We start from the raw sequence: 14,380 nt of genomic DNA on the forward strand, positions 1-14,380 counted from the left end.
GTCGCCCGGCCGGCGACGCCCGGTTGTTGCATCGGGCATGACAACGAGCATTTCGACAACCGGCGCCGCGGTGCCGGCAACGGCCCGGCGGGTGTGGCCCGCGCTGATCACCATGTTCCTCGGCAGTTTCTCGCTGGTGACCGCCGAGTTCCTGCCGCCGGGGGTGTTGACCACCGTCGCCGCCGATCTCCGCGTACCCGAAGGGGTGGTCGGGTTGGCGGTGAGTGCCACCGCGCTCACCGCGCTGCTGGCAGCGCTCGGACTCGGTTCGCTGTTCCCCCGGACCGACCGCCGCATGCTGTTGGCGATCCTCACCGTCGGCGCCGCGGTATCCAATATCGCCGTGGCAGTGGCACCGAATATCGGTTTGCTGCTGGTCGCCCGGCTGCTCCTCGGGGTGGCCGTGGGGGGTTACTGGTCGATGGCGTTGGTGATCGCCGCGCAGCTGGTGCCCGCGGCGCGGCTCGGGCGAGCGATGATGATCGTGAACGCCGGCACCACGGTGGCGACGGTGGCCGGTGTTCCGCTCGCGGTGCTGCTGAGTACCTTCGCGGGGTGGCGGGTCGTGTTCGTGGCGGCGGCGGGACTCACCGTCGCCGCGGCGGTGGCGGTGCTGCTGGTGCTACCGCCGATCGCACCGGCTCCGGGGGTCGGCGCGGCGGCGATGGCCGGCGCACTGCGCGTTCCGGGAGTGGTGCTCGGGCTGGTGAGCGTGGTCGCCGTGATCGGCGGGCATTTCGCGGGATACACCTACGTGCGGCCCGCGCTGGCCGAACTGCTGGGCGCCGCGACCGAGGTGATTCCCGTGCTGCTGGCGCTGTTCGGAATCGGCGGTCTGGTAGGCAATTTCGTGCTCGGGGCCCTCGCCGATCGGCGGCTCGGACTGCTCTTGCCGGCAGTGCCCGCGACGATCGGGCTGGCACTGGTGGCGATCATCGCTTCCGGAGCCGTGCCGCCCCTGGGGTATGTTGCCGTGGTGCTGTGGGGTGCCGCGTTCGGCGGAATCCTCAATCTCGTGCAGGTCTGGGTATCACGGCTGCTTCCCGATCGGGTGGAAGCGGGAAGCGGGCTGGTCGTGGCCGGTTTCCAGCTGGCGATCATTCTCGGCTCCGCGGTGGGCGGCCGCAGCGTCGACGGTATCGGGGTGGCCGCGACCTATGCCCTGGCGGCCGCCGCGGCGGTGCTGGGCGGGATCGCGCTCCGGACCTCGCTCAGCCGGGCGCCGCGCTAGGGGACTGCGCCGACGACATCCGGGCCGCGCGCCGCCACTCCGACGGCGTGCGGCCGGTATGCCGGCGGAACGCCCGGCCGAACGCCGTCTCCGACCGGTAACCCAGTTGCCGGGCCACCGCCGCGACCGGGGTGTTCTGCTCCGCCAGGAAACGCTGTGCCCGTTCCACCCGCAGTGTCGTCAGATACCGGCCGGGGGTGAGGCCCGTCGCCGCCTGGAACCGGGCCGCGAAACCGGAACGCGACGCCAGCGCGACCCGCGCGAGCGCTTCGACGGTCCACTCTTTGCCCGGATCAGCGTGGACGGCGGCCACCGCCCGCGCGATATCCGGCTCGTTCACCCGCAGCAGCCACCGTTTCGGGGCGCATCCGCGGTGGTGCCAGGATTCGATCGCCATCGATCCGATCAAGGTCGCCACCCGGTCACCCTGCACACCGAGCGGATCCGGGCATTCCTCGACCAGATGACTCAGCATCGTCGCCGCCAGCGGCGAGTGCCGGGCGAAATCGGTCAGCAGCACCCGCGGCGGAAGTGCCGCCATGGCGCCGCCCGCACCGACCGGTGCGAGCTGGACGGCCAGCACCCGGGCTTCGGACAGCGCGTTGAGCGCGACCCGGTCGTCGTGCGGGACGAACAGGAAATCACCGTGCGCCAGATCTTCCCGCTCACCCAGACCTTCGACCCTGATCAGGCCCTCGGCGACGAGCAGCGCACTCGGCCGGCCGGACAGGAACTCCCAGCCACCCGCCGCCGGGGTGAACACCTCCCGGCGGACGAATCGCCAGCGCAGATCCGCCAGCACATTCTCGAGACCCCGGGTGTCCGGATCGACCAGCGTCACTGTGCACACCCTTCTCGGCGTCGATCGTGCCGAATCCACGGTAGCAAGGCCGCCGGCGGGTCGCGTGGCGGTGACGTCGGTGGCCGCGTGGTGCTACTGCCAGGTCGCGGTGTCGGGGTCGATGCCGTGGCTGCGGGCGCAGGCGTCGATGCTCCGGCGGAACCAGGTGGCGAGGCCGGGGCGGATGCCGTTGTAGTGGGCCGCGAATCCGGGGTCGGTTTCGAACATGCGGCCGAGGCAGACCTGCATCTGCCTGGTCAGGGAAAAGTACGCGGAGAAGACTTCCCGGTGCCGTTCGACGAGTCGATTCGCCGCGGAGCTGCCGGGGGTGACGCCGGCGTCCATCGCCTCCGCGAGGTCGCGCTCGAGGTCGGTGACGGTATCGGCGACGGCCTGCCACTCCGCCGGCGTGCGGGTGGCCGAGCGCTCGGCGTACTGCTGCCATTGCGGTGTGTCGCCGTAGCGTTCACGAGCCTGGGCGGCCCAGTCCGGGTTCCACCGGGGGCCGAAGAGCGCGGCCTGCTGTTCGGCGGTCAGCAACAGGCCGCGCTCGTGGGCGTCGATCATGCGGTCCAGTCCGGCGCCGAGCTGCCGGAGCCGCTCGATACGCGCGTCGATCTGGGCGCGCTGCGCGCGTAGCGCGCCGGGGACGTCGGCGGGCGAGTCGTCCAGGACGGCCCGGATCCGGTCCAGGCCGAGACCGAGCTCGCGGTAGACGACGACGCGGTGCAGGCGTTCCAGATCATCGGCGGTGTAGAGCCGGTATCCGGAGGCCGTGCGCTGCGACGGACTTGCCAGGCCGATCTCGTCCCAGTGGTGCAGCGCGCGGACTGTCACGCCCACCCGGGCCGCGACCTGACCGACCGTCAGGCCGTCGGCACCGGTGGTATCAGGCATACCCGTCATTGTCGCCGCGTCCGGCGGGCGGCGGGGTGATCCCGATGGCTTCGAGGTTGCGTGCCTCCGGACTCGCCGGGTCCCAAGGTTTCGCGGCGGTGAAAACGATCCGCGCGTTCTCGGGGGTGATCACTTCGATATCTCGCGTGTTCCAGGGTGTATCCCGCGGTCCGTCGACCGAATCCGGCCGCAGTGCGCGACAGGCCTCGACAACGGAATCGACCTCGCCGAGTACGCAGGCGACACTGAAGCTCATCGCCGGTGCCTGCTCCGGCACGTCCGCCGCCGATACGAGGAGTACGTCCTGAAACGCCCACCGGCGCAGATGTACCAGCGTGCCGGGGATACCGAAAAGCTCGAAGAACCCGAGCCCGCGAACCCAGAAATCCACCGACGCCGCCAGATCGTTCGTGGGGACGGTCACGAACGCGGGCATTCCGTAGATGCCCCGGAACGGTTCCGGTGCTACGGCATCCGGGCCGGGAGTGGGTACGGGACTGATCTCGAACGCGTTGTAGTAGTCGCTCATGAACCCCACCTTCGGGCCTCACGCAACGTGAGGGTCAAGCCCGTTCCGCGGTCCGCCGCAATCAGCGTGTGGTGGCGACGGGGCGGAGGCAGCTGTCCGGGGGATCGATGAGGAAGCACGGGGCCGGGGCGCGGGTGGGCCGGTAGTCGCCCGGGACACCGCCTTCGGCGATGGCCCGGGTGTAGGTGGCGACGGCGTCGGTCGGCCGGCGGGTGAGACCTGGGTCGGTGGTGACGTCGACGGTGTAGAGGCCGAACCGGGGACGGAAGCTGCCCCATTCGTAGTTGTCGGTGAGACTCCAGTAGTTGTAGCCGATCACGTTCATCCCGTCGGCTCTGGCGCGCTGGATCCAGTAGACGGTGTCCTGGAGATGAGTGCTGCGGGTATAGCCGTCGGCCCGTGGATGCCCGTTGTCGGTGGCCATCCCGTTCTCGACGATGTAGAGGGGTTTGCCCGGGAAGCGGTCGGCGTAGTGGCGCAGGGCGAAGTAGATCCCTTCCGCGCGGATCGGCAGGTCCCAGATCGCCGGGCCGGGCGGCACGGCGGAACCGACGGCGCGGCCGAGGGATTCGAGGATCGTCCGGGCCGGGTCGTAGCCCCAGTAGTAGTCGATACCCACGTAGTCGAGGCGGGCGCCGATACGGTCGATCAGGGCGCCGTTGATCTGGGACTCCGCGCCGGCGACGTAGCCGACATTGGCGGTCACCTGGGCGTTCGGCCGGATGTGGTGGAGGTAGTCGTAGATACCGTTGTGTGCCTGCGCGAGCCGGTCCAGCATCTGGGGCGCGTCGGCGCTGCCGCGGCCGGCCTCGTGGGAGATGTAGGTGACGGGTTCGTTCACGGTGACCCACAGCGGGTCGAGAGCGGCGTAGCGGTCGGCCACGGCACGCATATTCGCCAGCCAATCCTCGACGACGGACGGGCTGCGCCAGCCGCCCCGGTCGGCGATCCAGCCCGGGTACACCCAGTGGTCCAGGGTGATCATGGGTCGCATACCGGCCCGGACGATGGCGGCGAGCACGGCGTCGTAGAAGCGGAAGGCGCCCTCGTCCCACTGCCCCGGCACCGGTTGCAGGCGTGCCCATTCGATCCCGATCCGGAACACCCGGACGCCCATATCCGCGGCGAGGCGGATATCGGATTCGTAGCGGCTGTAGAAATCCACCGAGTTGCCCAGGCGGTCGTAGCCGGGGTTCGCCGCGATATACCGCGTCCAGTTGCTGTCGGGCGCATGACCTTCGGATTGGAACCCCGAGGTCGATACGCCCCAGAGGAACCCGTCATCCATCGGTGGTGGACCGGCGGTGGCCTGCGGTGCGGCGGCGGAGTGCGAACAGAACAGGACGGTCGAAACGAGGACGGTAAGCGAGGCGACGCAGTACCGACGGAACCGTGTACGCATCGGCTCAGGGTAACGTGCGCGAGCACGGACACGGTCGCGAAACGTCGGATCCCGCGGAAACGACCGCCTACGGCGGTTCGGGCCACCACTGCGCGCAATGTTGTTGGCGAACGCGTGGATTCCGGATCGTCGCGCAGGTGGTGCCGGTCACGGATCTCCACGCCGGCCTACCGGGACGCTACCGGCCGATGGAATGGGTTCCGGGTCCGCGAAATCCGGCCGCCGGGGTAGTAGGAGCGGGGTGGCGAGTAGCAGAACTCCGGCGACGGTGATCGCGGCGAGCGGACCCAGGAGTGTGGCGAGGACGCCCCAGACCGCTGCCAGAGCGGCGTGGACGAGTTTGCCGCAGGCGCTCCACGTGCCGAGGACTCGGGCGGCATGGTCCGCGGGGGTGCGTTGCAGGCGTTCGGTGGCATAGATCGGGGTGAAGATGCCCATACAGGTGATCAACAGCGCTTCGACGACGATGACGGTGAGGAGTCCGGGCAGGCCGGGTTGTACGAATGCGAGGCCGAGCGGGAACAGCGAGCGCAACCAGCCGGAGACGACCATGATCCGGTACCTGCCGTAACGCTCGACCAGAGGTGCGCTGAGGCGGGCACCGAGGAAACCGCCGAGCGCCGGGACACCGAAGGCGAGACCGTATTGCCAGGCAGGGAAGTGGTATTCGCCGAGCAGCAACACGGACAGTGGCGCGACGGTGGCCATGATCAGGCCGCCGACGAGAACCGAATTGAGGAACAGGCGTCGCAGTACGGGATCGTGGCGGATGAACCTCCCGCCCGCGAACAGCTCGGCGCCGCGCACTCCGGTGGCCGGCGCACGGACCGTCGCGATATCTCCGCCGCGGATGCGGTGGATGGCGAAAGCGGAGAGCAGATAGCTCAGGGCGTCGGCCAGTACGGTGACGACCGGGCCGAGCAGCCCGATGAGCGCGCCACCGAGGGGTGGGCCGACCGCTGTCGCCACCCAGTTCGTCCCCTCGAACCTCCCGTTCGCGGCAACGAGCCGATCGCCGCGAACCAGGTATTTCAAGTACGCACCGGAGGCGGCGGTGAAGGCGATGGTCGCGGTTCCGGAGACGACCGAGACGACCAGCAGCTGGCCGTAGGTGAGTGCGCCGAGGAAATACGCGACCGGAATACTCGCCATGGCGAGGAACCGGACCAGGTCCATCGCGATCATGACCGGACGTTTGGCCCGGTGCTCGACCCACGGACCCAGCGGGAAAGCGACCACCGCCGCCACCGCGAGACTCGCCGCCCCCAGCAGCGACACCGCGAACGGCGACGAGTCCAGCACCTGGACCGCGAGGAGCGGGAACGCGCCGAAAGCGATCCAGGTGCCGTAGGTACTGACGGCGTAGGCCGACCACAGCCGGTCGAAACCGGACCCGAACCGACTGCGCACCCGACTCCTTCGAGACAACTGTTACTCGCGTCCCCGCATCACACCGGTTCGGGTAATGCATTGCAAACAACCGACTTACGGCCGTCCACAACGATCGGTTGTGCCGTCGCCTGCCGGTTCGGAACCGGTCAGCGGCCGGGTGGCAGGGAACGTCCGAGGAAGGCGGCGAGTCGTTCGGTGGGGCCCGCCTGCGCGGGGGGCTCGCGGCGCAGGCCGAACGGTGCGCCCGCGCCGCGGAACGCATCGGTCAACGCGCGGTCGGCGACGGCCTGGGCCTTGGCGACGAGGGCAGGGTCCGCTTCGGCGTCCTGTCCGGTGGATACCGCGAGATCCCAGCCGTGTGCGAAGGTTTCCATCAGATACCCGCCCAGTGCGAGGCCACCGGGGGCCGGGCCCCACGGGGCGAGGACGCTGCGCGTGAGCAGCGAATCGTCGGCCCATTCGGCCAGGGCGGCTGTCGCCCGTTTCAGGTAGTCCTCGCCCGGGCGGTTCTCGTCGATATCGGCGCGCGCGGGCAACTGCCGGGGGTCCGCGCCGGCGGCGGTCGCCGCGATCTTCGCCGGGTGGCAGGACAGGTGTTCCAGCAGGGCGCGGACGTCGAATTCTGTGCACGGGGTCGGGTCCGGCCACTGGGCGGGGCGAACGGCCTCCATGAGGCCGGCCACCCACCGGTGGGCCGCGGCCAGGTCTGCTCGGAAATCCGGAATCGGTGTCATGGACCCAGCCTCCGGCCCGTACGGTGACATCTGTTGTCACCTTTTCATGGAATCCTGGAAAGGTGCGTGCCGACCGGCTTCTCCAGATCGTCCACTTGCTGCGGCGGCACGGCCGGATGAGCTCCGCGGAGCTGGCGCGCCGTCTCGAGGTCACCAAACGGACCGTGCTGCGCGATATGGACGCGCTCTCGACCGCCGGGATCCCGGTATACGCAGAACACGGCCGCGGCGGGGGATTCGCACTGGTCCCGGGATACGAACCGGATATCGAACAGCTCACCAGCGAAGAAGCCCGGGCGTTGTTCGTCGCCGGCGGCCGGGGAACGGCGGAGGCGCTCGGACTCGGTGGGTCGTTCTGCAGCGCATTGCACAAACTCGCTGCCGCCCTGCCGGACGACGAACACCGGATGGTCACCCATGTCCGCGAACGGATCGTCCTCGACGCCGGTGGCTGGCATCGCGACCCCGAAGCGCTCGACGCGCTGGCCGAGGTGCAGACGGCAGTCCTCGACGACGAACGGATCCGGATCCGCTACCAGTCGAAAACGGCTGCCGCGCCGGGGCACCGGACCGTCGACCCGTGGGGGCTGCTCCAGGTGGGCAGCACCTGGTATCTCATCGGCGAACATCGCGGCCGGCCGCGTAGCTACCGGATTTCGCGGATCAGCGGGATCCGGCGCCTCGGCACACCCGCCCGCCGCCCACCGGACCTCGACCTGCGGAAGGTGTGGGAGCGGATGCGCGCCGATTTCCGTGCCGTGCCCGGCACCGAGATCGCGCTGCGAATCCACCGGCCACGAGTACCGATGGTGCTGCGGTCGCTGTCGGTCACCGTGCTCGACGATCCCCGCCCCGCACCGGGTGAACCGGACGTGTTCCGGCTCCGGGTGCGCAGTACGCGGGCGGCGGCAGCCATGCTGGTGGGCTTCGGTGCCGAGGTCGAGGTGATCGCGCCGGATGCGTTGCGCGCGGAAATCGTCTCGATCGCCGAAGCCGCTCGTGCGCATCACCGGCGCGGGTCGGATATGGCCGGTGAGGCGCTCGACCTGTTCAACCCATCGGGCGCCCGTGAGCAGCCGGGCGATAACGGCGTCGCTGAAGCGGGTGCCGATGAGGCGGGCCGGTTACCGCCGGCGATGCCGTAGTCCCGAACGTCGCCGCTGCCGAGATCGCGCCGTAGCCGATGCGGACGCCGGTTCCGCGAGCCGAAGGTGAGGCCCGCGCTCGTTCAGGCGGCAGGGTATTTCCGCATGAGTGCGTCGCGCGCCCGCTCCACGAGCGGCTGATCACTGCCGAGCACGCTGACCACGGGAACCATATTCGCCGCGACCGGCGGTCCGGCCACGAACGAGTAACCGATCTGCTCACCTTCGCCGAAGCGCAGCACGAACACCTGGCGCCCGCCGATGGTGGTGATCTCGTCGTGGAATATCTCTCCCGCGTCCTGGTACTCGTAGGCGATCGTCGCCGCGAGACCCTCGCCGGTGCGACAGCTCTGGACCAGTTGGTTCTCCACTACCGGTAGCGTCGGCGTCGCACCGATCTCCGGGAGGATCTCGCACGGGTCGGCGCCGGTGAGCACGCTACGTGACGTATCCGGTGAGGTGCCGTAGGGCGGGCTGGTGGGCAGCTGCGCGATCGCGGTGTCGATCAGCGTGTCGCCGACGCCGCAGGTGTCGGTGCCGGGCGGCGCTTTCACGGTCAGCAGAATCTGCGCCATGGACGGGAACTGCGCGGTCACCCAGCAGGCATTGACCTCGTTACCCGCCGTATCCCCGTTCCCCGGCTCGAGAACTTCGACCGCCACCTCGCCGACGCGCCGGTCTTCCTCGACAGCGCTGCCGCCCGGCGCCCGCGCCAGGGTCCAGCTGATCTCGAGTTCGGTACTTGCGTCCGCGACTGTCGCCCGGCACGCGGCGATCATCGCGCTCCCGACGCGTACCTCACGCACGGCCCCGTGTTCCTCCAGGGCGGATCGTGGCACCAGAGCACACGGATCGACCTCCCGGATCCGCCGCATCAGCTCCCAGTTCTGCCCGTCGGTCGTGGCCGCCTCGAACCAGATCCGGTCGACCGCGGCCGCCTCACTGTCGCTCTGGCATGCGCCGACCGCGAAGGTGACGACCACGAGCAGCAACGCGGTGATCGCCGTGAGCCCGCGGCGGCGCCGGCCGGCCGGCCGGCGCCGGCCGGCCGGCCGGCGCCGGGTGCTCGATCCCGCGTGAATTCCGGTGCCCGGCGAGCGACGCATCGGCTTCCCCCTCTATCCGTCCGACGGCGAGCCGCGCTGAGCGGCAGGCATATTCGATCGGCCACATTACGGCGTGCCGAGACATCGGCACCACCGGGATCCTCCGGCCGAAGGCCGAAACCGTGCAGCGGGGCACAATTTCCGAGGGTGCCGGTCAGGCGAACCGGCGGGTGTCAGAGGTGGGCGGCGGCTCGGTTGTAGTCGGCGGCGGTGACCGGTTCGGCCCAGACGACGTCGTCGCCCTCCCAGAGGGCGAGGTGGGTCATGAAATGGCCGGGGCCGGCGCCGTGCCAGTGTTCCTCGCCGGGTGGGCACCAGACGGTGTCGCCCGGGTTCAGTACCGCGACCTCGCCGCTGCGGGTGACCACCAGCGCGGTGCCTTCGGTGACGTGCAGGGTCTGACCGAGGCCGTGGGTGTGCCAGTTCGTGCGGGAGCGGGGCGCGAAGTGGACGGCGTTGAGCCGGGCCCGGGACGGGTCTTCGCCCCGATAGATGGTGTCGAACCAGACGGGGCCGGTGAAGATTTCGGCGGGTGCTTCGGTGGTCGGCGGTTTGCGCAGGGTCTCCATACGAAGTCCTCCAAGGGTGGGTTCGGGTGCTGGGCCGGGAATCGGCCGGGTGGGATTCACCGTCCGCACCACGAGCGTGCGGCCGGCGGTCGCAGCGGCAGGGGCCGGTGAACACGGTGTCGCACCGGTTTGCCGGATCCGCCGGGATCAGACCGTCAGCAGGACCTTGGTGGCGCGGCGTTCGTCCATAGCGCGGTAGCCCTCGGCGGCTTCCTCGAGCGGCAGGGTGAGATCGAAAACCTCACCGGGGTCGATATCGCCGCGAACGATCAGGTCGATCAGTTCGGGCAGGAAGCGGCGCACCGGGGCCGGCCCCCCGTGCAGGTGCACGCCGGAGAAGAACAGCTGCATACCGTCGAGTTCGACATCGTGGGCGACGCCGACGTAGCCGACATGCCCGCCGGGGCGGGTCGCGCGGATGGCCTGCATCATCGACTCCTGGGTGCCCACCGCCTCGATGGTCGAATGCGCGCCGAGCCCGCCGGTGAGTTCCTTGATCTTCGCGACACCCGCCTTGCCGCGTTCCTCGACGATATCGGTGGCGCCGAACTTGCGGGCCAGGGCCTGCCGGTCGGCGTGCCGGCTCATGGCGATGATCCGCTCGGCGCCGAGTTGTTTCGCGGCCAGCACCGCGAGCAGCCCGACCGCGCCGTCACCGACGACCACCACCGTTTTCCCGGGCCCGGCCTCGGCGGCCACTGCCGCGAACCAGCCGGTGCCGAGTACGTCGGAGGCCGCGAGCAGGCTCGGGTACTGCGCGGGAGCCGGATCGCCGGGTACCGGGACCAGGGTGCCGTCGGCGAGCGGAATGCGGGCACGCTCCGCCTGGGTGCCGATCGCGCCGATCGGCACGTTGTGCACGCAGCGGCTCTGGTAACCGGCCCGGCAGATCTCGCAGGTGTTGTCGGAGGCGAAGAACGACCCCACCACGAAATCGCCGACCGCGAGGTTGCGCACGTCGGCACCGATCTCTTCGACCACACCGATGTATTCGTGTCCCATCGGCGCGGGCCCGTCGATCTGCTCCACCCCGCGATAGGGCCACAGATCCGACCCGCAGATGCAGGTGGCGGCGATCCGGATCACCGCGTCCGTGGGCTCGACGATTTCCGGGTCCGTGCGCTCTTCGACCCGCACATCGCCGGGGGCGTACATGATGACTCCACGCATTGTCAGGTTCTCCTTCGCCTGTGTTCCGGGGATCGTCCCGCTGTCCGGCCACCGCTGCACGGCACCACGCGGCGGCGTGACCCGGCAGAGACCCGGCACGCCGGTGGGCGCGGTTGCCCGGGTAGTTCGCCGGGCTCGGTGCGGACCCGGCTGTTCGCCGGTAGTACCCAGTCAACCCCGGTTGCGGTGATCCGGGGAGTCTCCCTCGAGACGTGTACCGGCAGGGCACCCCAACCGCGCCCGCACCGCCCTACGCTGGCGATATGGGTAATCGAGCGGAAGTGCGCGAATTCCTGATGTCGCGGCGCGCGAAGATCACTCCGGAACGCGCCGGGTTGCCCGCGGCCCCGAACCGCCGGGTACCCGGCCTGCGCCGCTCGGAAGTGGCGGCATTGGCCGGGGTGAGCGTCGAGTACTACGCCAAACTCGAACGCGGCGCGATCGCCGGCGCCTCGGCGTCGGTACTGGACGCCATTTCCGGGGCGCTGCAACTCGACGACACCGAACGCGCCCACCTGCTCGACCTCGCTCGCGCCGCCGACGGAATCCCCACCTCCGGGCGCTCCCGCCGCCGTGCGGCCAAACCCGCGGCCACCCGCCCGAGCCTGCAGTGGGCGGTGGACAGCATCCGCGATGCGATCGCCTTCGTCCGCAACCCGCAGCAGGACCTGCTGGTGACCAACGAACTCGGTCGCGCGTTCTACTCCCCGCTGCTGGGCGCTGCCGGCCGCACACCCAACCTGGCGCGTTTCCAGTTCCTCGACCCCGCCGCGCGTGACTTCTATCCGGATTGGGACCTGTTCGCCGAAATGTGTGTGGCGATCATGCGCACCGAAGCGGGGCGCGATCCGCACGACCGCGGGCTGCAGGATCTCGTCGGTGAATTGTCCACGCGCAGCGAAACTTTCCGCCGGCTGTGGGGCACCCACGATGTCCGCACCCACGGGTCGGGCACCAAACGATTCCACCACCCCGAAGTGGGTGAATTGGTGCTGGCCTACGAAGAACTCGCGATCACCGCCGAACCCGGTCTCATTCTCATGATCTACACCCCGGAACCCGGCTCGCCGTCGGCCCAGCGGTTACAGATCCTCGCGTCCTGGTCGCGGACCCTCGGCGCCGCGTCCGAATAGCGTCTACGGCGTCCGCGGCCGGGGATACACTCCGCGAGAACCGAACCGCGCGTCGGCCACTACCGCCCGCCGCGCCCTTGTACGAGGAGAAACCGCATGTCACCTGCACCGCTACCGCTTCCCGGGGAATCCGATCTGGAGCGGCGGGTGGCGCGATGGGAGGCGGTGGAGGCGATCAAGGCTCTCAAACACCGGTACCTGCGCGCGTGTGATGCCAAGGACCCGAAGGCTTTCCGGGAGTGTTTCGTCGCCGCCGGCGCCGCGGTCGACTATGGTGCGCTCGGCTCGTTCGACGCCGACGGGATGGCGGCGGTATTCGAGAAGATCGCGTTGCAGAAGGTCGACGGCAAGAACGTGATCCTCGATATGCATCACGGGACCCATCCCGATATCACCGTGCACGACGCGGAACACGCCTCCGGGCGGTGGACGCTGAAGTTCCGTCAGGTGAACCTCGTCGAGCGGACCGAAACGGTGATGACGGGGGAGTACGACGACGAATACGTCGTCGAGGACGGCCGGTGGAAGATCGCCGCCTGCCGTTTCGAACAGTACTGGTCGATCACCCGGCCGGTCGACGACACCTGCAGGATCGCCCAGTAGAGGCTCCGCGCCCGGCGCCAGGGGGCGGGGCCTGCCGGCCGTTTCGACGAGCCGGTCTCAGGCGTCGTCGATACGGAAGAGGACGCACCGGCCGGCCAGGGCGGCGAACTCCTCCGGGTCGTCACTGGTCACCACCCCGGACTTGATCATCATCGGCACACCGGTGGGGACGAGCCGCGGGAATTCCCGCAGCACCGGTGCGCTGTCGGCCGCCGGGATCTCGACCAGGCGCACGGTCCGCCGGCGCTTACCCAGCTTCAACTCCGCGGTATCGGCTGCCTGTACGTTCTTCACCCAGTCGGCGCCGGGGATTCCGCCCAGCACATATTCGGCGCCCTGATATTCGAACGGTGTCACCGGCGTGGTCCGCGGCTTCCCCGATTTCCGGCCCGGCACGGTGAGCAAAGCCATCGGCAGCGAAACACCGATACGGCTGACCGCGACCATCGCGCGGTTCATCGGTTTGAGCCAGCGGGGAACCCTGACGTCGTCACTGCTTGCCATTTACCTGCTCCTCCAGTGCACACCTCGCCCGCCCCATGCGGAAACGATCGCGATCCGCAGCATGCGGATCGCGATCGCAGGGTAGCGGTCCGGTGTGACAACCGGGGTCCGGTCAGAAGTCCCAGTCCTCGTCCTCGGTGTTCACCGCTTTGCCGATCACATAGCTCGAGCCCGAACCGGAGAAGAAATCGTGATTCTCGTCGGCGTTGGGGGAGAGCGCGGACAGGATGGCGGGATTGACCTCGGTCTCGTCCTTCGGGAACAGACCTTCGTAGCCGAGGTTCATCAACGCCTTGTTGGCGTTGTAGCGGAGGAACTTCTTGACGTCCTCGGTGAGGCCGACCTCGTCGTAGAGGTCCTGGGTGTATTCGACCTCGTTGTCGTACAGCTCGAACAGCAACTCGAAGGTGTAGTTCTTCAGCTCGTCGCGTTCGGCCTGGGTCACCTGCTCGAGACCGCGCTGGTACTTGTAGCCGATGTAGTAGCCGTGCACCGCCTCGTCACGGATAATCAGCCGGATCATATCGGCGGTATTGGTGAGCTTGGCCCGCGACGACCAGTGCATCGGCAGGTAGAAGCCGGAGTAGAACAGGAAGCTCTCCAGCAGCGTAGAGGCGACCTTGCGCTTGAGCGGATCCTCGCCGCGGTAGTAATCCAGCACGATCTCGGCCTTGCGCTGGAGATTGCGGTTCTCCTCCGACCAGCGGAAGGCATCGTCGATCTCGCGGGTGGAGCACAGCGTCGAGAAGATCGAGCTGTAGCTCTTGGCGTGCACCGACTCCATGAACGCGATATTGGTGAGCACCGCTTCCTCGTGCGGGGTCAGCGCATCGGGGATGAGGCTGACCGCGCCGACGGTGCCCTGGATGGTGTCGAGCAGGGTCAGCCCGGTGAACACCCGCATGGTGAGCTGCTTCTCGTCGGCGGTGAGAGTGTTCCAGGACGGGATGTCGTTGGACACCGGGACCTTCTCGGGAAGCCAGAAATTACCGGTGAGCCGATCCCAGACCTCGGCGTCCTTCTCGTCGGGTACCCGATTCCAGTTGATGGCCGAAACCCGATCGATGAGCTTCATGCTGCTTCCACACCCTTCCCAACGACTCCGACGACAACTCTGCCTGGCC

Annotated in this window: 15 protein-coding genes; 4 read left to right on the top strand and 11 right to left on the bottom strand. The window is 68.9% G+C overall.

Going from position 1 to position 14,380, the window contains the following annotated elements; translation table 11 throughout:
• Positions 1-37 precede the first annotated feature (37 nt).
• Entirely contained in the window at positions 38-1,231 is a 1,194-nt protein-coding gene (locus tag ACQEVO_RS03985) for an MFS transporter (protein ID WP_432908976.1), read from the top strand.
• Here the strand turns inward: ACQEVO_RS03985 and ACQEVO_RS03990 are convergent.
• The 6 genes from ACQEVO_RS03990 to ACQEVO_RS04015 all read right to left on the bottom strand — a co-directional run bounded on the left by ACQEVO_RS03990 (position 1,212) and on the right by ACQEVO_RS04015 (position 7,026).
• Complete coding sequence (locus tag ACQEVO_RS03990) at positions 1,212-2,072, bottom strand: helix-turn-helix domain-containing protein (RefSeq protein ID WP_432908978.1); 861 nt, start codon at positions 2,070-2,072, stop codon at positions 1,212-1,214. The two genes, ACQEVO_RS03985 and ACQEVO_RS03990, sit on opposite strands and share 20 nt — an antisense overlap.
• A gap of 93 nt (positions 2,073-2,165) precedes the next feature.
• Positions 2,166-2,969, bottom strand: a complete 804-nt coding sequence (locus tag ACQEVO_RS03995) for a MerR family transcriptional regulator (protein ID WP_432908980.1) — start codon at positions 2,967-2,969, stop codon at positions 2,166-2,168.
• Positions 2,962-3,498, bottom strand: coding sequence for a VOC family protein (locus ACQEVO_RS04000; protein WP_432908982.1), 537 nt, complete (start codon positions 3,496-3,498; stop codon positions 2,962-2,964). The genes ACQEVO_RS03995 and ACQEVO_RS04000 overlap by 8 nt, the downstream gene beginning before the upstream one ends.
• Before the next feature lie 61 nt (positions 3,499-3,559).
• The gene (locus ACQEVO_RS04005) at positions 3,560-4,900 is read right to left on the bottom strand and encodes a family 1 glycosylhydrolase (protein ID WP_432908984.1); all 1,341 of its coding nucleotides are present in this window, start codon (positions 4,898-4,900) and stop codon (positions 3,560-3,562) included.
• Positions 4,901-5,047: 147 nt separating this feature from the next.
• The gene (locus ACQEVO_RS04010; RefSeq protein ID WP_432908986.1) at positions 5,048-6,310 is read right to left on the bottom strand and encodes an MFS transporter; all 1,263 of its coding nucleotides are present in this window, start codon (positions 6,308-6,310) and stop codon (positions 5,048-5,050) included.
• 128 nt (positions 6,311-6,438) lie between these two features.
• Positions 6,439-7,026, bottom strand: coding sequence for a TIGR03086 family metal-binding protein (locus ACQEVO_RS04015; RefSeq protein ID WP_432908988.1), 588 nt, complete (start codon positions 7,024-7,026; stop codon positions 6,439-6,441).
• A gap of 62 nt (positions 7,027-7,088) precedes the next feature.
• Here ACQEVO_RS04015 and ACQEVO_RS04020 point away from each other — a divergent pair, with 62 nt between their 5' ends.
• A complete protein-coding gene (locus ACQEVO_RS04020; protein WP_432908990.1) occupies positions 7,089-8,171 on the top strand; it encodes a helix-turn-helix transcriptional regulator in 1,083 nt (360 codons plus the stop codon).
• Positions 8,172-8,254: 83 nt separating this feature from the next.
• Here the strand turns inward: ACQEVO_RS04020 and ACQEVO_RS04025 are convergent, their stop codons facing one another.
• From ACQEVO_RS04025 to ACQEVO_RS04035, 3 genes are all read right to left on the bottom strand, one after another.
• Complete coding sequence (locus ACQEVO_RS04025; protein ID WP_432908992.1) at positions 8,255-9,277, bottom strand: hypothetical protein; 1,023 nt, start codon at positions 9,275-9,277, stop codon at positions 8,255-8,257.
• Between the two features lie 173 nt (positions 9,278-9,450).
• Positions 9,451-9,846, bottom strand: a complete 396-nt coding sequence (locus ACQEVO_RS04030) for a (R)-mandelonitrile lyase (protein WP_432908994.1) — start codon at positions 9,844-9,846, stop codon at positions 9,451-9,453.
• Positions 9,847-9,993: 147 nt separating this feature from the next.
• Entirely contained in the window at positions 9,994-11,016 is a 1,023-nt protein-coding gene (locus tag ACQEVO_RS04035; RefSeq protein ID WP_432908996.1) for a zinc-dependent alcohol dehydrogenase family protein, read from the bottom strand.
• A gap of 263 nt (positions 11,017-11,279) precedes the next feature.
• Here ACQEVO_RS04035 and ACQEVO_RS04040 point away from each other — a divergent pair, with 263 nt between their 5' ends.
• The gene (locus ACQEVO_RS04040; protein ID WP_432908998.1) at positions 11,280-12,149 is read left to right on the top strand and encodes a helix-turn-helix domain-containing protein; all 870 of its coding nucleotides are present in this window, start codon (positions 11,280-11,282) and stop codon (positions 12,147-12,149) included.
• Positions 12,150-12,245: 96 nt separating this feature from the next.
• Complete coding sequence (locus ACQEVO_RS04045) at positions 12,246-12,752, top strand: nuclear transport factor 2 family protein (RefSeq protein ID WP_432909000.1); 507 nt, start codon at positions 12,246-12,248, stop codon at positions 12,750-12,752.
• Between the two features lie 57 nt (positions 12,753-12,809).
• On the opposite strand, the gene ACQEVO_RS04050 is transcribed toward ACQEVO_RS04045, so the two are convergent.
• Positions 12,810-13,256, bottom strand: a complete 447-nt coding sequence (locus tag ACQEVO_RS04050) for a nitroreductase family deazaflavin-dependent oxidoreductase (RefSeq protein ID WP_432909002.1) — start codon at positions 13,254-13,256, stop codon at positions 12,810-12,812.
• A 112-nt stretch (positions 13,257-13,368) separates the two neighbouring features.
• The gene (nrdF, locus tag ACQEVO_RS04055; RefSeq protein ID WP_432909004.1) at positions 13,369-14,331 is read right to left on the bottom strand and encodes a class 1b ribonucleoside-diphosphate reductase subunit beta; all 963 of its coding nucleotides are present in this window, start codon (positions 14,329-14,331) and stop codon (positions 13,369-13,371) included.
• Positions 14,332-14,380: the final 49 nt, after the last annotated feature.

Origin of the sequence: Nocardia sp. CA-290969, assembly GCF_050936135.1 — a bacterium.
In the GTDB taxonomy this organism is placed as follows: Bacteria; Actinomycetota; Actinomycetes; order Mycobacteriales; family Mycobacteriaceae; genus Nocardia.